16 protein-coding genes and 1 other RNA gene are annotated in these 19,023 nt (G+C 40.9%); 8 read left to right on the plus strand and 9 right to left on the minus strand.

Annotated elements, in window-relative coordinates:
• The 4 genes from CWC17_RS07355 to fabB form a co-directional block, all read right to left on the minus strand.
• The coding region (locus CWC17_RS07355; protein WP_283956915.1) for a FimV/HubP family polar landmark protein at positions 1–1,614 on the minus strand (1,614 nt) is incomplete at its 3' end.
• Positions 1,615–1,966: 352 nt separating this feature from the next.
• Complete coding sequence (locus CWC17_RS07365; RefSeq protein ID WP_004588395.1) at positions 1,967–2,983, minus strand: aspartate-semialdehyde dehydrogenase; 1,017 nt, start codon at positions 2,981–2,983, stop codon at positions 1,967–1,969.
• A gap of 45 nt (positions 2,984–3,028) precedes the next feature.
• Positions 3,029–4,150: a 4-phosphoerythronate dehydrogenase gene (locus tag CWC17_RS07370; RefSeq protein WP_138612488.1), complete on the minus strand. Its 1,122-nt coding sequence runs from the start codon at positions 4,148–4,150 to the stop codon at positions 3,029–3,031.
• Positions 4,151–4,262: 112 nt separating this feature from the next.
• Positions 4,263–5,477, minus strand: a complete 1,215-nt coding sequence (fabB, locus tag CWC17_RS07375; protein ID WP_138540874.1) for a beta-ketoacyl-ACP synthase I — start codon at positions 5,475–5,477, stop codon at positions 4,263–4,265.
• 181 nt (positions 5,478–5,658) lie between these two features.
• Here fabB and mnmC point away from each other — a divergent pair, with 181 nt between their 5' ends.
• From mnmC to CWC17_RS07395, 4 genes are all read left to right on the plus strand, one after another.
• Complete coding sequence (gene mnmC, locus CWC17_RS07380; RefSeq protein WP_138612489.1) at positions 5,659–7,668, plus strand: bifunctional tRNA (5-methylaminomethyl-2-thiouridine)(34)-methyltransferase MnmC2/FAD-dependent 5-carboxymethylaminomethyl-2-thiouridine(34) oxidoreductase MnmC1; 2,010 nt, start codon at positions 5,659–5,661, stop codon at positions 7,666–7,668.
• Between the two features lie 106 nt (positions 7,669–7,774).
• On the plus strand, positions 7,775–8,098 hold the full coding sequence (locus CWC17_RS07385) for a hypothetical protein (RefSeq protein ID WP_138540872.1): 324 nt from the start codon (positions 7,775–7,777) through the stop codon (positions 8,096–8,098).
• Positions 8,099–8,267: 169 nt separating this feature from the next.
• Positions 8,268–8,903 (plus strand): SDR family oxidoreductase, encoded by a 636-nt coding sequence (locus tag CWC17_RS07390; RefSeq protein WP_138612490.1) that lies wholly within the window; start codon positions 8,268–8,270, stop codon positions 8,901–8,903.
• A gap of 356 nt (positions 8,904–9,259) precedes the next feature.
• Positions 9,260–10,327, plus strand: coding sequence for a hypothetical protein (locus CWC17_RS07395; protein WP_138612491.1), 1,068 nt, complete (start codon positions 9,260–9,262; stop codon positions 10,325–10,327).
• Positions 10,328–10,413: 86 nt separating this feature from the next.
• Here CWC17_RS07395 and ssrA read toward each other — a convergent pair.
• Positions 10,414–10,770: a transfer-messenger RNA gene (gene ssrA / locus CWC17_RS07400) on the minus strand.
• A gap of 265 nt (positions 10,771–11,035) precedes the next feature.
• On the opposite strand from ssrA, the gene CWC17_RS07405 reads away from it, so the two are divergent.
• Positions 11,036–12,661 carry a flagellar assembly protein A gene (locus tag CWC17_RS07405; RefSeq protein ID WP_055018096.1) on the plus strand — a complete coding sequence of 542 codons (1,626 nt, stop codon included), beginning with the start codon at positions 11,036–11,038 and terminating at the stop codon, positions 12,659–12,661.
• On the opposite strand, the gene rnt is transcribed toward CWC17_RS07405, so the two are convergent.
• Entirely contained in the window at positions 12,645–13,337 is a 693-nt protein-coding gene (rnt, locus tag CWC17_RS07410; protein WP_055015815.1) for a ribonuclease T, read from the minus strand. The genes CWC17_RS07405 and rnt overlap by 17 nt on opposite strands.
• Before the next feature lie 201 nt (positions 13,338–13,538).
• On the opposite strand from rnt, the gene CWC17_RS07415 reads away from it, so the two are divergent.
• Positions 13,539–14,417, plus strand: a complete 879-nt coding sequence (locus CWC17_RS07415) for a flagellar protein MotY (protein ID WP_138612492.1) — start codon at positions 13,539–13,541, stop codon at positions 14,415–14,417.
• 133 nt (positions 14,418–14,550) lie between these two features.
• Positions 14,551–15,753: a tyrosine transporter TyrP gene (gene tyrP / locus CWC17_RS07420; protein WP_082422720.1), complete on the plus strand. Its 1,203-nt coding sequence runs from the start codon at positions 14,551–14,553 to the stop codon at positions 15,751–15,753.
• Positions 15,754–15,801: 48 nt separating this feature from the next.
• Here tyrP and ggt read toward each other — a convergent pair whose 3' ends face one another.
• Together ggt and CWC17_RS07430 are read right to left on the minus strand one after the other, a co-directional pair.
• Complete coding sequence (ggt, locus tag CWC17_RS07425; protein ID WP_138612493.1) at positions 15,802–17,475, minus strand: gamma-glutamyltransferase; 1,674 nt, start codon at positions 17,473–17,475, stop codon at positions 15,802–15,804.
• Positions 17,476–17,570: 95 nt separating this feature from the next.
• Positions 17,571–18,107: a GNAT family N-acetyltransferase gene (locus CWC17_RS07430; RefSeq protein WP_138612494.1), complete on the minus strand. Its 537-nt coding sequence runs from the start codon at positions 18,105–18,107 to the stop codon at positions 17,571–17,573.
• Between the two features lie 57 nt (positions 18,108–18,164).
• Here CWC17_RS07430 and CWC17_RS07435 point away from each other — a divergent pair, with 57 nt between their 5' ends.
• Positions 18,165–18,533 (plus strand): hypothetical protein, encoded by a 369-nt coding sequence (locus CWC17_RS07435; RefSeq protein ID WP_055015819.1) that lies wholly within the window; start codon positions 18,165–18,167, stop codon positions 18,531–18,533.
• A gap of 109 nt (positions 18,534–18,642) precedes the next feature.
• On the opposite strand, the gene CWC17_RS07440 is transcribed toward CWC17_RS07435, so the two are convergent.
• Positions 18,643–18,981 carry a P-II family nitrogen regulator gene (locus CWC17_RS07440; RefSeq protein WP_004588371.1) on the minus strand — a complete coding sequence of 113 codons (339 nt, stop codon included), beginning with the start codon at positions 18,979–18,981 and terminating at the stop codon, positions 18,643–18,645.
• Between the last annotated feature and the right edge of the window lie 42 nt (positions 18,982–19,023).

Below are 19,023 nucleotides of genomic sequence, written 5' to 3' on the forward strand. Positions count from 1 at the left end.
TTCATCAATTAGGCTGTCTATATCATCTAAATCAAAATCATCGCTTTCTTCAACGAGCGCATCAGCAGAGGCCGTATCGGTGGTATCACTCGCTTCATCAATTAAGCTGTCTATGTCGTCTAAGTCAAAGTCATCGTCTTTTGGTGAGTCTGTATCAGCTTGTTGATCTAATAATTCATCAATATCAAAGTCATCGCCTTCTTCTTGGGCAAGTTCTTCGCTTAAGGCGGCCAACTCATCATTGCTTTCGACATTACTATCACTCGGTTGCTCAACCTCAGGCAAGTCAATTTCAGGTAAGCTATCGTCCTCATCAAATAAATCATCTAGATCATCGCTGCTTAAAATATCGTCTGACTCTTTTGCATCACCTAAATCGAGGTCAATTTCATCCTCTGGTTTCTCATCTACAGGCTCATCAAAGCCCTGCTGCATGAAAATATCTAACTCGTCTCCTGCACCGCCTTCATCATCAAAAACAATATCATCACTTAATAAGCTTTCTAATTCGTCTTGATCGAGCAAGTTTTCAGTATCAGAAAATTCCTCGTCTAACGCATCATCAAGAGAATCGTCAAATGCAATATCACCCTCTGGCAAAATATCGTCGCTATGATTGTCATCAAGTTGAATATCTAAATCATCAAGAGGGTCAGGAATGATTGGATCGTCTAGCGCATCATTACTTTGCGGCTCGTCTTCGGTAAAGCTGGGCGTTTGTGGTAGAAAGTCGTCGTCATCTTGCGTTTCCTCATCTTTGTTGGTGCGCTTTCGTAAAAACATCACCACAGCAAAAATAATTAATAATGCAGGAATGGTCATTAATAAAATAAGCACAAGCGGTTTAGACATGAAAGCGCCTAAGTCAAAAGGTTCTTCTTTTGGTACTTCTTGTACTTTTTGTTGCGCAATTATTTCATTTTGTTTTTCAATGAGTTCTTTTAACTGTTTTTGGATTTCGCTGTCTTGGCCTAGTTGCTCTTTTACATTAGCTAGTTCTTTTGAAATGCCCGACAGTTGCTTTTTGAGATTATTATTTTCAGCTAATATTTCTTCTACATTATTGACCGAACTTTTAAATTGCTGCTGCAGCTCTACAAGTTTATTACCTTGCTGCGTTTTTATTTCATTTAATTCTTTTTGAATTTCTTTTTTAGCGTCGTCAACATCGGCTTTACGCGCTTGAGTAACTTTAGTTTGCGCAGCGTTAATTTCACTGGTGGTTAGTGTGCCATTTTTCTTTTTTTCCCACAGCGCGTCGTCTTGCTCTGAGCGTTGTTTAGCAAGCTGTGGATCTATGCGTCTAATTTCCGCTAAAGTGGGTATTTTTAAATAGGCACCACTTTGCATGTGGTTTAGGTTTTGTTCTAAAAATGAATTAGGGTTTTTGTTATACAAGGCTTGCATAACTTGGTAGATACTAACTGAATTATCTGGGCGTACTTTGGCAGCAATACGCCATAGTGTATCGGTTGGCTTTATAGGCCCTATTGATCGCCCTTGCGCACCATAGTCAGCGCCTTTTGGCCCCTTTAATTGGGTGCTGTCTTGAGAGTAAATTGGAGTTACTACCAATGCAGACGCTAATATAATAAGTGAAGCTAAACCGCGCATGCTGATCCTTTAATGTGTAAATGTTAAATGCTTTGCTATTTATTAAGCTGCTCAACATTAATTATTCTTGCCGTAACCAGCCAAACAGCTGATCTACATTTGTTATTACAATCTATTTTTATTGCAAGCTCTATTCCAGTTACAAACTATAAACCAGTTACGGTCTAATATCCATTGCAACGCTTTGAAAATAAATACCTTAAAACTTTATTCTTAATACTATTTTATCGTGATAGATCAAGGCGTTTAGCTTAGTAGCAACGCTAAGCGGCAATAATTTGGCTTCTCCAAAAACAAAAGCGGCAAACTCTTAAAGTTTGCCGCTTAATTTACATACTATATTAGCTGCTATTTATAAATAGTTAGCGATTAACTCTTCAGCTATTTGTACGCTATTTGTTGCAGCCCCTTTGCGGGTGTTGTCACTCACAACCCACATATTTAAACCATGCGGGTGCGAAATATCGGCGCGCAAGCGGCCAACGTAAACCGTATCATTACCACTGGCATCTGAAACCGCGGTTGGGTAATCTCCTTCGTCTTCAATAAGTTCGACCCCTGGCGCATCATTTAAAAGCTGCTTAACGTGCTCAAAGTCATACGGCATGCGTGTTTCAATATTGATTGACTCAGAATGGCCAAAAAATACAGGTACACGTACACAGGTTGGGTTAACCGCAATGGTAGTATCGCCCAAAATTTTATGTGTTTCGTTTACCATTTTCATTTCTTCGCGTGTGTAGCCGTTATCTTCAAAGGTATCGATTTGAGGGATAACGTTAAATGCAATTTGCTTAGGAAAAATTTCGTTTTCCATTGGACGCGCATTCATCAAATTGGCGGTTTGTTTTGCCAATTCATCTACTGCTTCTTTGCCTGCACCAGATACAGCTTGGTAGGTAGATACATTAATGCGGTCAATACCATAAGCATCGTAAATGGGTTTAAGGGCAAGCATCATTTGAATAGTAGAGCAATTAGGGTTTGCAATAATATTGCGGTTTCTAAAGTCTTCAAGGCTTGCTGCATTCACTTCTGGTACCACTAGCGGCACTTCAAAATCATTTCTAAAATGTGAAGTGTTATCAATTACAACACAGCCAGCGTCGGCCGCAATTGGCGCGTATTTTTCTGATACACTGCCACCAGCTGAAAACAAACCAATGTGTGCTTGGCTAAAGTCAAAGCCTTCTACGTCTTGTACTTCAATGGTTTCGCCACGAAACTTTATGTCTTCACCTGCGCTGCGGCTACTGGCTAGTAAAAAGAGTTGGTCTACCGGAAACTTACGATCTTCCAGGGTTTCAATAATTTGACGACCTACTAAGCCTGTAGCGCCAAGCACAGCAACATTATATTTTTGCGACATATTTTATCCTCTTTAAGCACTGTTAAAACAACAATGCTAGTTAAATTAGTTTGCGGTGTTAAAACCAAGCTGAGCGAGTGCATTTGTATGCTGCCCACTCCCTTGCACTGTTAAAGTGCTAAACTCTCGCCTTACTGGGTAGTTTTTACGTAAACTATCAAACCCATCTTTTGCTAAGTGACGTAGCAAAATGCCATCATCGCGGCGTACGTCGTAGATTAAATGCACTAAACGCGCAATATCAGCCTCAGTAAAGGTGCTTTCTAAATTTAAGTTTGTAACAGCAGGTTGTGGTAAAAAATCAGAAAGCGATTTTTCTGCGGTTACGTCTTTTAATTTACATAGAGCCTGATACAGCATTTGTGTGCCGCGGGCTTTTCCTTCAAGGGTATGCCCGGCAATGTGCACGCTGGCATAGCGCACATGATCAAGCAATGGAATTAAAATGTTAGGCTCGTTTTCCCACACATCAAGAACCAAATCTAAGTCTGCCCCTTGCTTCATAACCGATAACAAAGCCTGGTTATCAATCACTTCTCCACGGCTAGCATTTATAACAGCTAACCCAGGCTTTAACGCATTTAGGCGTTTTTCATCTATTAAATGATGTGTTTTATGCTCACCAGTTTTAATCAGCGGCACATGAAAAGTAACCGCATCTACAAGCTCAAGTAGCTCATCAAGTTCTACATGCTCGGCTAATAAGCCCTGCTCATGTTTAATTGGGTCACATAATAAAACATCAACATCAAGTGCTTTTAGTTTTTGAGCTAAACAGCTGCCAATATTTCCCACCCCAACAATACCTATTGTTTGCCCACTCAGTGAGGTTGCGTTTTCTTGGCTTAAAGCGAATAAGCTACTTATTACATATTCAGCCACCGCAATTGCATTGCAGCCAGGGGCACTGCTAAAAGCAATGCCTTTCTCGTTAAGTAAAGGTGTATCTATATGATCAACACCAATGGTGGCGGTACCTACAAAGCTTAATTTATTAGCCTTTGCAAGCAGATCACTGTTTACTTTAGTAACCGAGCGCGTAAGGAGTACATCAACATCAATTAACGCATCAGGTGTTAAATTTCGTCCATCAAAGCGCGTTACCTCACCAAAGTCTGCAAAATACTGCTCAACTAAAGGCATGTTTTGATCGGCAAGAATCTTCATTGGGGAGTCCGTATGGCAAAATGAGGCGCTATTGTAACGAACAACCAAGCAATTACACAAACTAAAAAGCCGAGCAATGCTCGGCTTTTAATCACTATAAAGAGAAAACGAATTAACCTTTATATTTGCTCATAACTAATGTGGCATTTGTACCACCAAAGCCAAAGCTATTAGACATTACCGTATTAAGCTGTGCATCGCGGCGCTCAGTTACAATGTTAAGGCCTTGTGCTTGCCCATCTAGCTCTTCTACGTTAATAGATGGCGCTACAAAGTCGTTTTCCATCATTAAAATTGAGAAAATAGCTTCGTGAACACCCGCAGCACCCAATGCGTGACCCGTTAATGATTTAGTCGCACTAATAAGCGGCGAATTACCACCAAACACTTCTTGAATGGCGCCTAGCTCTTTAACATCACCTACTGGCGTAGAGGTACCGTGCGTGTTTAAATAATCAATGGGTGCATCAACACCTTGCATTGCTTGGCGCATACAGCGTACTGCACCTTCACCTGAAGGTGCTACCATGTCGTAGCCATCAGATGTAGCACCGTAGCCTACAATTTCTGCGTAAATATGTGCGCCACGAGCAAGTGCATGCTCAAGCTCTTCTACTACAACAATACCGCCACCAGCAGAAATAACAAAACCATCGCGGTTTGCATCGTACGTACGTGATGCTTTTTCTGGTGTTTCGTTGTATTTAGTAGACAACGCACCCATTGCGTCAAATTCCATTGCAAGGGTCCAGTGTAGCTCTTCACCACCACCGGCAAAAATAACATCTTGCTTGCCTAATTGAATTTGCTCAACCGCGTGACCAATACAATGTGCAGAGGTTGCACACGCAGAGCTTATAGAATAGTTAACACCTTTAATTTTAAATGGCGTTGCTAAACAGGCCGATGTGGTGCTCGCCATTGTACGCGGTACCATATATGGGCCTACACGTTTTACACCTTTTTCGCGCAAAATATCGGCTGCTTCTACTTGCCACTTTGAAGAGCCACCACCTGAGCCTACTAATAAACCCGTGCGCTCATTAGATACTTGCTCATCTGATAAGCCAGCATCTTCAATTGCTTGCTTCATAGAAATATAAGAGTAAGCAGCAGCATCTCCCATAAAGCGCATTGCTTTACGGTCTACGTGTTCTTTAACATCAATATCAATTTTGCCCGACACATTACTGCGTAAGTTGTAATCGGCAAATTCTTGGTTAAAAGCAATACCGCTTTTACCCGCTTTTAATGACTCTAAAACTTCTTGTTTGTTATTACCGATGCTTGATACAACACCGATACCCGTAATTACGGCTCTTCTCATGGGTAATTCCCTTAGCTTGAAACTAAATTACTGTGTATTTTACGCTGTTTTTAGGTGTTAAGTGGTCAGCTTTCTAGCGTACACCTGTACTCTGAATTTAATAGCTTATAAATAACGCCAGACTATTTCAAAGAAAACCCGTAAAATAATAAAAAAATACTGTCTAAAAATTTAATAAGTCATGATAAAAAACGCCCAAATACACTTTAATGAAGTAGGCACACCGGTAGCCGATAACTTTGACGATGTTTATTTTTCTAATGACGACGGCCTTGCTGAATCGCATTACGTGTTTTATCAACAAAACAATATACAGGCGCGGTTACAAAATCATGACCAAGCGCATTTTGTTATTGCCGAAACCGGTTTTGGCATGGGTTTAAACTTTTTAAATGCATGGCAGCACTTTAATGACCACCTTGCCAATCAACAAGTTCAAAATCAAGTAGACAAACGTGTTAAGCGTTTGCATTTTATTTCGTTTGAAAAATACCCGCTCAATGCTGACGATCTAAAAAAAGCATTGCAAGCGTGGCCAACACTGCACAAGCTAAGTGATGAATTAACAACGCATTACCCAATTAATTTAGCTGGCTGCCACCGTATTGAATTTAATAACGGCCAAGTTATTCTTGATTTGTATTTTGGCGACGTGCTTGATTCCATAAACGCGATGAGCTACCCGCAATCGGGGGTGGTCGATGCATGGTTTTTAGATGGCTTTGCACCGAGTAAAAACCCCGACATGTGGCAACAAAGTGTGTTTAAAGCCATGGTTGATATATCACGCAAGCAAGCAACACTAGCCACCTTTACCGCGGCAGGCTTTGTACGCCGGGGCTTGATAGCCGCAGGCTTTAATATGCAAAAAGTAAAAGGTTTTGGGCGCAAACGGGAAATGCTAATAGGCCAATTAGCCGATGCTAATAGTGCGCACTCATCACCCCCATACTTTGAACACCCCCCTGCCAAGCTAGAACATGTTGCTGTAATAGGCGGCGGAATTGCAAGTAGCTGTATTTTGCACAGTTTGGCTAAGCGTGGCATTAAAAGCACCCTATTTTGTCAAGATGAAAAACCAGCTATGGGGGCTTCACATAATGTACAAGGTGCGGTTTACCCGCACTTACAAGCTAAAAATTCACCGCACAGCGAATTATTTGCGCATAGTTTTTTATACGCTAAACGCAACTACCAGCAACTACTTAAAAACGGCTTTAATTTTGATCATAGTTGGTGTGGTGTGTTGCAACATGCGGTAAAAAAACCACTTGCCGATAAACACCAAAACTTAGAACAAAAACAGCTATGGCCTCAATCCTTAATGCGCAATGTAACTGCCGAGCAAGGAGACACACTTGCAGGCGTAACAACCGGCTACCCCGGCGTTTATTTTGAGCAAGGCGGTTGGGTAAACCCACCGCAATTAGTAAAAGCAATGCTTCAGGCTGTCCACACTTTACAGCCTTTTAGCCGCCATTTTAACTGTCATGTTAAGCAGCTTAACAAAACACCCGAAGGCTGGTATTTAGCCGCTAATAACATTCAGTACGGCCCATTTAGTGATGTAATAATATGTGCTGGTGAGCATAGCGATGCGTTTGAGCAAACAAACGCATTACCTATTGTAGGAGTACGCGGCCAAGTATCGCATATTCAAGCCAGTGAACACTCTAAAAAGCTTAAAACTGTGTTGTGCCATAAAGGTTATTTTACACCCGCCTATTTAGGTAAACACTGTATGGGCGCTACATTTGAAAAAAACACAAAAAGTCGCGCCGTTACAGAAAAAGATAACCAATTAAACCACGAGCAACTCCTTAGCTTTTACCACCAAAGCGACTTTGCCACCTCATTAGGTGATATAACCTGCGCTAAAGCCGCTGTACGCTGCACATTTATAGATCATTTGCCAATGGCGGGGCAATGGTGTGAGCAAAGTGATTACATCAACGCCTTTGCTAATTTACGCTTAGGTAAACGCTATCAATACTTGCCTTTGCAAAAACCACAACAAGGCTTACATATTTTTACCGGATTTGGAGCGCGTGCATTATGCAGTGCACCGCTATTAAGTGAGCACTTTATTAGCACCTTAAATAACGAGCCACGTCCATTAAGCGAGCGTGTAAGCCAAGCTATTCACCCAGCGCGTTTTATAGTGCGTGATTTAATACGAAATAAAATTTAAATGACACCATTCTTTTTTTGCGTAAAATAATACCTATAAAAGGAATTTATATTACTCATGCGCAGCCTATGTACGAATGCGAATGGGTATAAATAAAAGGAAAAAAATGAAAGCTTTAACTTATGCTGTAGCAATACTTGCCGCTATATCGTTTAACGCATTTAGCCAAAACGTAAGCGAGATCCCCTTACCCGAAGAGTTTGTCACTACCATGGATGTAACTAACGAATACCCAAAGGTACGCACTGGGTATTTAGCCACCTCTATCAATGATATTGCTAAATTTTATCAACACGCACTTGGTGAGCCTCTCAACATTAAAGGCGATAACAACTACCGCACCCTTTACTATAACTATCAAAGTCATGCCGTACGCATTAGCTTATACCATCATAATTATGTTACCGAAGTCAGTATAATGATTGAATAAACACGGCAAAAAGCGGCTAATTTTCACGCTCAGTTCAGACTCCTACTTTATTCACCAGCAAATTTATTATTTGTGAAGAATAATCATGTTTTACCCTTTAAAAACGCATGCCTACCCCAAGGTCTATTTGTACTAAACACCTTTACACTAAATTGAGAAGGAATTAATTATGAGTAAGACCCTAATTATTGGCGCTAGCGGACAGATTGGTAAAATGGCAACCGAGCTGCTTTTAAACAATGAGCAAAATGTATCTGCATTAGTGCGCGATAAAAGCAAGTTAAGTGATTTAGATAGCCCGTTTTTAACTATTGTAGAGCAAGACCTCGAAGGCGACTTTTCTACTGCGTTAAAAGATTGCGACCAAGTAATATTTGCTGCAGGTTCTGGCGGAAGTACAGGCACAGATAAAACCGTGCTAATTGATTTATGGGCGGCTACCAAAGCAGCCTCGTATGCTAAAGAGCATGGCGTTAAGCATTTTATTATGATCAGTTCTATTGGCGCTGACGATCCAGACTCGATTGAAAGCGACTTAAAACCTTACTTAGTTGCCAAACATATGGCAGATGAGCACCTTATCAACAGTGGTTTAAACTACACCATAGTGCGCCCAGGTACTTTAACCAATGAAAGCGCCTCAATGAAGGTAACCACAGAACGCCCAAGCGATCGTTCTAAAGCTAAAATTAGCCGCGAAAACGTAGCCAATGCCTTGTTGCATATTGCTACAAATACATTTAATGGCAACCGCGTTTTTGAGTTATTTAATGGTGAAACACCAATTAAAACTGCTGTAAAATAAATTAGGCCTTGCTGCCCTTTGCAACTCCTATGCAAAGGGCACTCTACTTAGGTGCAACAGAACCCTCTATGCACCGCCTCCTCTTTAAATTTATAAATGTAAACAACACGTTTAAATTTCTTTAATAACACAAATCAACATCGTCCCTAATAAAACCACAGGAAAAACAAGTATTTCCATTAAAACGGCTATAAAACAGCATGTTGAGATTATGAAAGGTTGATTTTTGTTCAGGCTTTTTTACTAGTTTAATAAGGTTAAATACTAGAAACCCCTTATTTTATCTGGTAAATTAACAGCGTGTTAAAACAATAATAAAAATTCCTCAATGGAAGTTGCACGAATAAGGACATAGCGTGAGCGCCTCATTTAAAATTATTTTTAATGGTCAGTTACATCAAAATGCTGACATTGGTACCGTACAAGACCAACTTTGTCAGTTTTTAAAAATTCCCCATAATGTCGTTGTAAAATTATTTGATGGCCGAGCCTATGCACTCGTTAAAGACCTATCGAGTATTGATGCAGTTAAAACCGAATCACAGCTGAAAAGCTTTGGCTTAATAACTAAGGTTGAACCGCACGCAAGTGTAAGGGCACCCCAAAGTACAGCGGGTACTAAACTGGTTGTTACTAACAACGAGCCAGCGGTAAAAAACATAGCCAATACAATAACCAGCATTAAAAAGGCCGGCGTAAATAGCCCTGCCACCCTGCCCAAACTTGCACTGCAAAGTGCGTTATTTTTTTGCTATAGCTTATTATTCATCTGCCTTATTTGCTCAGCAGTAATAAGCTTTAACACACTTAAAATGAGTATGATAGACAGCTCAATAGCTTCCCCCTCTACAACATTAAATTACGTTAATTATAAGCAGTACTTAGCAAATCAAAAAAAGCACCCAGAAGTCACCTTGCCTAGCACCCACAGCACAGATGAGCTTAACCAAAGGGCGCAGCAAAAAATTGATAGCTATTTTGCTCGCTTTTCAGCGCACATAAACAGTTACGCAAAGATTCTAAAGCAACCAAACATAAACAGCATGGGTGCAGGAAAGTTAAAGCAGCACTTACAAGAAATAGACGCACTAGGCACGGAACATGTTTTTTGGGAGCAATTAATTAACCTTGCTAAATCGCTCAATAATGACGCCCATATAATGAGCAAGCTTGCTAATGATAACCCAGATAAAATTCAGTGGATCAACGCCGTTGATTGGATAAGCCAAAGCTATATTAGGCAGCAACAAAATAAGCCTAACGCTTTACCGGCCTCGCCTGCAAACACACAACTCGCCAAGTCACCAATTTTAGATTTAACTTTGCTAATTAGCTTAATGTCGTTCTTAACGCTTATTATTATTAGTATTAAAATGAAAGTAAGATCGTTAAAAATGAAGCTAGCCACTATAAGCACAGAATAAATTAAACCCATAAAAAAACCGCCAACTTGATTGCTCAAATTGGCGGTTTTTTATGGTTTTTAAGTAACGAACTTAAATACCTGTATTGGTGGAGCTGGGGGGATTTGAACCCCCGTCCGAAAAGCCTCGACCGTCGGTACTACATGTTTAGTATTGTCATTTAATTAACCTTTAAATCCCGGACAAACACGGTAGATAAAGGCGAGGCCGCTTAGATTTAACGCTTCAACCCCGGCCAGGGTTTCCGTCGCGATCAGGTGTTAGGGTGACACTCCAAAATCCAGTCCACAAGAATACATGGAAGGAGCGCTAGCCAGCCTAAGCTGCTAGAGAGTAGTTATCGTCGTTTGCGATTACTTTAAATTGCGGCTTTTTTACGAGGCAAACCGCACCTCGACATGCACCTCAGGCTTCTTGAATTCCGTCGAATCCTAATCAGCCCCTGAAATATGAATTTCTTTCAGTGAGGGCAGTATAACTGAGTAAACGTCTGATACTCAAGGGGTGTGACACTTTTATTTTAGCCTACAGAATCAAGTGAACAGTTAATAAGCACAAGTTTGCAAAAAAGCAAACAAATACTGAACATTTACTTAACATACCGTTCAAGTTGTGCTCAAATAAGGAGTTAATTTTTACGCAGAGGCTTAAGTTTTTGTAGTAAAAGTAATAATCATAATAACAGGCATAATCGTAGGGAATTTATAAATGTCGGTTTTTTTATTTAATGAACAAACGGGTGAGCTGGCGTTATCTGCGCATCCTATTGATAATGGATTTCCGGTAACAAGCGCTCAGCTTATTGAGCTACTTGAGCAGTCGGATTATTGCGAGTTTGAAGTGCTCTCTGGCAATATTGGTAAGTTATTTTCACCAAGTAAAAATTATCAGCAAGAGTCATTAGTAATTGCCAAAGCAACGGACGCGAGCCTTGTTATTAATGTTGATGAAAAAAACATGGTTGCTGAGGCAACACTTACCACGGCCAGAGGCGGTGCTTTACTTTCTATGGAAGCCGCTCAAGCCGCGCTGGCTGAAGCTGGTGTGAAAAAAGGCATTAGCCCTCGTGCACTTGATACGTTTTTAGGACAGCAGTTTTCTCATCCTGCAGGTACAGCATATAGCGCTATTGTGGCCCATGGCCGAAACCCCAAAGAAGGCAGTGATGCGAGGTTTGTTCGCCTTTGCTCTACTGCGCAAGACCGCGTACTTAGCCCTCAAGCAAAAGAAGGTGGCAAGGTGGATATGAAAGACCTTGGCGCCATTATTACCGTAAAACCCGGCACTCCTTTAATGCAGCGTGTGGCTGCTACACCCGGGGAGGATGGCTATACGGTTTTTGGTGACCTAATTAGGGCCACGCCAGGTAAAGAGCATGAATTACAGCCCTTTGAAGGCACAAAAATAGACCCTAACAACCCAAACATGCTCATTGCCGATTGTAAGGGCGTGCCTGTTGCACTACCCAGAGGCATGCGGGTGGACGACGTTTTGTGTTTTCATAATGTAGATGTAAGCACAGGCCATGTTGATTTTGATGGCAGCGTAATTATCTCTGGTGATGTTAAAGATGGTATGCGGGTTAAAGCCAATGGCGATATTACTGTATTAGGGTTTGTTGAATCAGGCACGATTGAAAGCCAAAGCGCGGTCACTATTATGCTCGGCGCTATTGGGCGCAAGCGCGAAAATGAAGAAGCATTTACTTGTGAAATTTCAGCTAAGCGTACCATTTCTATTGGCTATGCCCAGTACTGTAATATTAAAAGTGCACAGGATTTATTTATAGAGCGCCAGGCCTTGCACTGTAATTTAAGTGCAAGGCGCTTAATACGGGTAGGTAAAGCAGGTAACCCGCGCGGAAAAATAATTGGGGGTAATATTCTTGATGCTATGCGTATTGAAACGGGGGAACTAGGTGCACCAGCAGGCACTAAAACACGCGTGTTTTTAGCTCAAAACTGGCATGAACTGCGCTCAAAGCAGTCTCAGATAATTGATTTTGAAAAGGTGTTAGCAAGTAAAACGTCGGCGCTTAATCAAGCTAAAGAAAAAGCGATAAAAATTCCTGTTGCAGCTCAACGTCAACAGCTGTTAGATAAAATTGCCGCTAATGAGCAGCATATAAAAACGCGTGCTATGCACGTACAACGTCAAAAAAGATTGGTGAAACAAAAAATTTCTCAGCTATTAGCCACTAGCCGCTTAAAAATTAATGAAATAATGCACCCAGGTGTGGAGCTTAAAATAGCAAAAGACACAAAACAGTTTTCGCGTATTTACCCACCCCACTTGGTAAAACTGTCTGAGGGGAAAATCACTCAGTCGTTTTAGTATCCTCTTGAGTGTTTTCAGTTTCTTGAGCGTCACTTTCAGGTAGTGGCGCTAACGGCCAGCCCCCTAATTCTTGCCAACGATTTACTATTAAACAATACAGCTCTGCTGTGCGCTCTGTATCGTAAAGTGCAGAGTGTGCTTGGCTGTTATCAAACTCAATGCCCGCGGCTCTACATGCTTTAGCCAGTACCGTTTGGCCTAACGCTAAGCCTGCAAGCGAGGTTGTGTCAAAGCTTACAAACGGATGAAATGGCGTACGCTTAATATTGTTACGCTCAATGGCTGCATTTAAAAAACCATGATCAAAGGCAGCATTATGTGCCACTACAACTGAGCGTTGACACCCGGCGGCTTTTTGCGCTTTACGTACTGCTTTACAAATTTCTTTTATTGCTTCTTCTTCAGGTACAGCGCCACGCAGTGGACTAAACGGGTCTATGCCGTTAAATTCAATGGCAGCTTGTTCTATATTAGCACCTTCAAAAGGCTCTACATGAAAATGAACGGTATGATCTATGCTGAGTAACCCTTGGTCATCCATTTTTAAAATGGATACGGCAATTTCAAGTAAGGCGTCGGTTTCTTTATTAAAGCCGGCGGTTTCTACGTCGATTACAACAGGAAAAAAGCCGCGAAAGCGTTGTGCGAAAAGTGTTTGCTCAGTATTTGCCATAGTCTTCTTGGTTTGTGAGGATAAGCTCACTATTATGTCAAAATTGAGGGCGACTCGGCTAGGGCTTTATAAATTTTTTAATGAATATATTGTAGGCATGCTATTTGCTTTCTAATAACTGCTACCCGTATTGGCTATTAATTGAGCCTAGCTTTTGTAGCACGCCAAAATATTGGCTTAGTAGATTAACTGGAGCGTTTTATGAAGTGTAAGTTGTTTTTTATTAGCGTAAGCCTTGGCACCGCCCTGATGAGCTATTCATCGCAAGCGGCTATGCGTCAATACAGCGCAAATCAAGATAACTCTAACTGGGAAGTTATAAAAACAACACGCTTACAGTGCCAGCTAAACCACGAAGTGCCCTACTATGGCGAGGCTATATTTAAGGCATCGGCAAGTAAAAATAAAAATTTAACTTTTAATTTAGATATGATTGTGCGTCCGGAAAATTATGATATAGCAGGTTTAAAGGCGGTGCCACCAGCATGGCGAGCAGGCTTGCCCGCGCGTGATATAACTACGATGAAGTTACTTAAAAAGTTTGATGGTGAGCTTGGTAATAAAACCGCATGGGAAATGCTGAGCGAACTTGAAAAAGGGTTTCATCCTACCTTTTACTACCAAGACTGGCAAAATAGTGCCGACAAAATTGCCGTTGGTATTTCAAGCGTTAATTTTAAACAAGCCTATTGGGCATTTTTGCAGTGCCGAGATGAGCTTTTACCGTACAGTTTTGAGGATATTTCATTTACCGTAATGAACTACCAATCAAATAGCAGCAAGCTCACTAAAGAGTCGCAAAAGCGCTTAGATAAAATTGCTGAGTATTTAAAAAATGACACGAGTATTGAATCTATCAGTATTGATTCGTATACCGATAGTTACGGTGGCCGCTGGAATAACTTAGACTTATCGCGTAAGCGTGCCAATGCGATAAAAGACTATATGGTCAGCTTAGGTGTTGATGAAAACAAAGTACAAACCACAGGCCTTGGTGAAAGACGCTTTGTTGATACCAATGAAAATATTTTAGGCCGAAATAAAAACCGCCGCTTAATTATTCAAATAGCGAAAATGTAACTACTTTAAGCGCGTAAATACAGCTGTAAATTCATGGTTACATTATTATTTACGCGCATTTATTACAAAACTATTTATGTTTTAAGTAACTAGTTATATCTTGAGTGCCTCTCACACATTTAAGGATAGTTAAGTGCTTAAAAATAAAACAATAGGCAGCATGTTAATTGTTGCAGGCACCACCATAGGCGCTGGTATGCTAGCGTTACCCATTGCCTCTGCTGGGCTTGGCTTTAATACTGCACTTGCACTGATAATAGCCAGCTGGTTACTGATGACCTACACCGCTTTATTAATGCTAGAGCTCCACCAACACGCTCCCAGAGATGCAACTTTGAACACCTTAGCAAAACGCTGGTTAGGAAAGCGTGGGCAATATATTGCTAATTTTTCGATGGTATTTTTATTTTACGCCCTGTGTGCAGCTTATATTGCCGGTGGTGGCGCTCAGTTACAGTCGCGGATTAGTAGTGATTTAAGCATAAACATCGCGCCACAAATTGCCTCTGTGGTTTTGGCCGCTGTAATTGGTAGCGTGGTTACTTTAGGCACCAGTAAAGTAGATAAACTCAACCGCGTATTATTTACTATTAAAATTATAGTATTAGGCAGTTTGTTTTATATGCTTACGCCCCATGTACAAGGTAAGCATTTACTTGAAATGCCCGTAGAGCAAGGGCTTATTTTATCTGCCTTGCCGGTTATTTTTACCTCGTTTGGTTTTCATGGCTCTATTCCGTCAATTGTTAAGTATGTGGGGCTAGAAACAAAAGTATTGCGTAAAGTAATGATTGCAGGGGCTGCTTTACCTTTAGTGATTTATATTTTTTGGCAACTGCTTAGCCAAGGTATTATGCAGCAAAGTGATTTACTCAATAGTAATGGATTAACAGGCTTTGTAGAGAGTGTCGCGAATATTGCGCATAACCCGCAAGTAACAAGCGCCGTTACACTGTTTGCCGACTTAGCATTGGCCACCTCTTTTTTAGGTGTTAGCCTAGGCTTATTTGATTTTTTTGCTGATGCATTTAATAAAGGCGATACCAAATCAGAGAGAATAAAAACCGCACTAATTACCTTTATTCCTCCTTTAGGGTTTGCGTTGTTTTACCCTCAGGGATTTATAATGGCGCTGGGTTATGCAGCCATCGCCCTTGTGGTACTAGCTATATTTTTACCCGTGTCGATGGTTTATAAGCAGCGTAAGGTAGGCCCGCAATCAGGGTATAAAGTACGAAGTGGTAATGTTGGTCTAGCAGTTGCTGGGCTGTGCGGTATTGCAATTATTGTCGCCCAATTTATGCAAATGTTGGGATTAGTACCCGCCATTGGTTGATAAATTAAAGGCTAACCCCTTTAGCTTAAAGGGGTTAGCTCCAAGCCTTTAAAAAACGCGAGACTCACCGCGACCTGTAGCCTGAGACGCAGCTTGTAGCTCACCGTCTTTATTTACAATAACCTGCAAGTCACCAAAACCTCGCTCATCCAGTGTGTAGCCCATTTTTATAAGCTCAGTTTTTGTGTTTTCACTAAGCCCTGCATGCACTCTGATCACGTTTTTAGGCCACAACTGATGATGAAACCGCGTGCTGTTAACAATACCCTCGGCGCTCATGTTAAATTCAACCGCATTTAAAATCGATTGATACACCGAGCTAATGATTGTTGTGCCCCCAGGCGAACCCGTAACCATTTTAACGCGATTGTTTTTAAGCAGTATAGTTGGCGACATTGAGCTAAGCATACGCTTTTTTGGCTGAATTTCGTTTGCTTTACCACCGAACGCACCAAAGGCGTTCATTACCCCTGGTTTAGCGCTAAAGTCATCCATTTCGTCATTTAATATAAAGCCCGCACCTTCAACCACAACGCCACTACCAAAGCTTAAATTAATTGTTGTGGTATTTGCCACCGCATTACCCATTTTATCAATAATAGAAAAATGTGTGGTTTGCTCACTTTCTTTAAGCCCAGGTTTTATATTTTCGGTGGTGGAAATAGCGGTTAAAGAAATCCCCTTACTGCGCCCTTTTAAATAATCAATATTAGTAAGCTCAGTCACTGGTACATCAAAAAAGTCAGGATCGCCCAAGTACTCTGCTCTATCGGCAAACACACGTTTGCCTATTTCAGCAAGTAAATGTACGTATTGAGTAGAGTTATGTACTAGCCCCATTTCGCTTTTTTTAAGCTCAAACATTTTTAGCCACTGTAAAATAGCTATTCCACCAGAACTTGGTGGTGGAGCAGTTAATACTTCATAGCCATTCCAATTAGCCTTAATAGGCGTGCGCGACACAGCAGAGTAGTGAGCCAAATCTGCTTCATTAATAATACCGCCATGCTGGTGCATAAAGTTGGCAATAATGCGGGCTGTTTCACCTTTATAAAATCCGTCTTGGCCGTTATCTCTTATTCGTTTTAAAGTAGCCGCTAGCTCGGGTTGTTTAAATACCTGATTTGCTTTTATATCTGCAAAATAGTGCTTAAAATTTACATTTATTTTTTGCTTGTCTAAATGAGCAATGTATTGCTTAACGCCTTTGGCCAATTTGGGCGGCACCTTAAAGCCTTGCTCTGCTAAGGTAACCGCCGGCTGTACTAATGTTTGCCATTTTAAGGTGCCGTGTTTTTTGTGCGCCAACCACATACCAGCTACACTCCCCGGTACGCCACTGGCGTGAATACCATAAATGGACTTGTTTTTAATTACATTGCCCTTGGCATCTAAATACATATCTCTGTGCGCTGCTTGGGGGGCGGTTTCGCGATAGTCTATAAAATCACTTTTTCCTTCTTTTTGTATAAGCATAAAACCTCCCCCGCCAATATTACCTGCCTCGGGAAGTGTTACCGCCAATACAAATTGCGCAGCTATAGCCGCATCAACAGCATTTCCACCTTGTTCTAAAATAGCTTGCGCGACATCTGCACTGAAAGCGTCAGGCATTGCTACCGCGCTTTTAGCAACTTGCTCTGCCTGCACGCTAAATATACAAAATTGTGCAATCAATACACTCTTAACAATGAGCCTGCTTGGTCGAAAAAATAATCCCATGAAACATCCTTACTTTATTATTTTAAACTCGCTTGGCTCATTTATGCATACCATAGAATGCTAGGTCAATGTTTATACACGTTAATTTTTGTATGCTATAACGGCTTAGCGTATAAAACAGCATTTAAGTCGCCTTGCTCATCGGTATGCACATAATTTTTGACCCACCTAAGCCCAAGCTTTTTCATAATACCAATTGAAGCTTTATTATCGGCCAGTGCCATTGCCGATAGTGTTTTTACCTCTGGCTGCATTTTTAAAGCGCTACATAATGCGCTTGCAGCCTCAGTTGCAAAGCCTTGCCCCCAACTAGATTGTTTAAAGCGCCATCCTATTTCAATATTTGAAAAATCGGGCGTTTGAGTAAAAAAGTGCATAGGCCTAATAAGTACCCACCCTATAAAAGAGCCGTCTTTTTTTAGGGTGATTTTCCACAGCCCCCAACCTTTGTTTGCATTTTTGTAGGCAAGCATTCTGGGGATTCCTATTTCTTTAATTTGCTTTAATGAAGAAGGAGTGCCCCGATTTATATATTTCATTACCGCGGGGTCTTGATCTAGTTCATACAACAAAGGCCAGTCGTGTTCATTCATTAATTCAAAATTTAAGCGTGTTGTTACAGGTGTGTTCATTTTCGTTGTTCTATTATTAGGGTGAATTAATTACTTGTCTCTAAGGAGAGATAGCACATGAACAAATTAGCAGGTTTAGCTTTATTAGGCACTTTAATTACACTTACGGGCTGTGAAGATGCCCAACAAGCACAAGAAGATGCAAAAGATAAAAGCGCACAAATGCAAGAGCAGCTTGGTGATACATGGAACGATGTAAAAGATAAAGCCAACGAGCTTAAAAACGATGAGTCGTTAAATGAGCTACTTGAGCAAAGTAAAGCGATGGGCTTAGACATGTACGACGATGGCAAAGAAATTGCCGTTGATGCATGGATAAAAAGTAAAGAAGCCGCAGGCGAGCTAACTGAAAAAACAAAGCAAAAAGCGCAAGAAATTGCACAAGAAATTGAAGAAGCTCGTGAAGCGCATTCTCAAGAGCAATAAGCTTTAATAGTTTTACTACTTAAAAATTAGTACCTTATAAAAAAGGCTGCAAATATAACTATTTGCAGCCTTTTTAGCTTTATATACAAAAATGTTTTGCACTATAAAATTAAATTGCTTCTTCGTCTTCTTCTGCTGTACGGATACGCACTACACGCTCAACATCAGTGACAAATATTTTACCATCACCAATTTTGCCGGTTTGCGCTGTTTTTACTATTACTTCTATTGCGCGCTCAACGTCTTCATCGGTTAGTACAATATCAAGTTTAACTTTAGGTAAAAAGTCCACCATGTACTCAGCGCCACGGTAAAGTTCTGTGTGCCCTTTTTGACGGCCAAAGCCTTTTACTTCACTTACAGTCATACCTGTAATACCTACATCTGATAAGGCTTCGCGTACATCGTCTAACTTAAAGGGTTTGATGATTGCTTCTATTTTTTTCATGCTCACTACTTATTAAAGCTTTAGTTGCCTCGATTTTAGACA

The sequence above is a fragment of the Pseudoalteromonas sp. S3785 genome, from assembly GCF_005887365.1.
In the GTDB taxonomy this organism is placed as follows: Bacteria; Pseudomonadota; Gammaproteobacteria; order Enterobacterales; family Alteromonadaceae; genus Pseudoalteromonas.

Coding starts and splice junctions, on each gene's coding strand:
- CWC17_RS07365 (WP_004588395.1), bottom strand. CDS start 2,983: ATGTCGCAAAAATATAATGTTGCTGTGCTTGGCGCTACAGGCTTAGTA.
- CWC17_RS07370 (WP_138612488.1), bottom strand. CDS start 4,150: ATGAAGATTCTTGCCGATCAAAACATGCCTTTAGTTGAGCAGTATTTT.
- fabB (WP_138540874.1), bottom strand. CDS start 5,477: ATGAGAAGAGCCGTAATTACGGGTATCGGTGTTGTATCAAGCATCGGT.
- mnmC (WP_138612489.1), top strand. CDS start 5,659: ATGATAAAAAACGCCCAAATACACTTTAATGAAGTAGGCACACCGGTA.
- CWC17_RS07385 (WP_138540872.1), top strand. CDS start 7,775: ATGAAAGCTTTAACTTATGCTGTAGCAATACTTGCCGCTATATCGTTT.
- CWC17_RS07390 (WP_138612490.1), top strand. CDS start 8,268: ATGAGTAAGACCCTAATTATTGGCGCTAGCGGACAGATTGGTAAAATG.
- CWC17_RS07405 (WP_055018096.1), top strand. CDS start 11,036: ATGTCGGTTTTTTTATTTAATGAACAAACGGGTGAGCTGGCGTTATCT.
- rnt (WP_055015815.1), bottom strand. CDS start 13,337: ATGGCAAATACTGAGCAAACACTTTTCGCACAACGCTTTCGCGGCTTT.
- CWC17_RS07415 (WP_138612492.1), top strand. CDS start 13,539: ATGAAGTGTAAGTTGTTTTTTATTAGCGTAAGCCTTGGCACCGCCCTG.
- ggt (WP_138612493.1), bottom strand. CDS start 17,475: ATGGGATTATTTTTTCGACCAAGCAGGCTCATTGTTAAGAGTGTATTG.
- CWC17_RS07430 (WP_138612494.1), bottom strand. CDS start 18,107: ATGAACACACCTGTAACAACACGCTTAAATTTTGAATTAATGAATGAA.
- CWC17_RS07435 (WP_055015819.1), top strand. CDS start 18,165: ATGAACAAATTAGCAGGTTTAGCTTTATTAGGCACTTTAATTACACTT.
- CWC17_RS07440 (WP_004588371.1), bottom strand. CDS start 18,981: ATGAAAAAAATAGAAGCAATCATCAAACCCTTTAAGTTAGACGATGTA.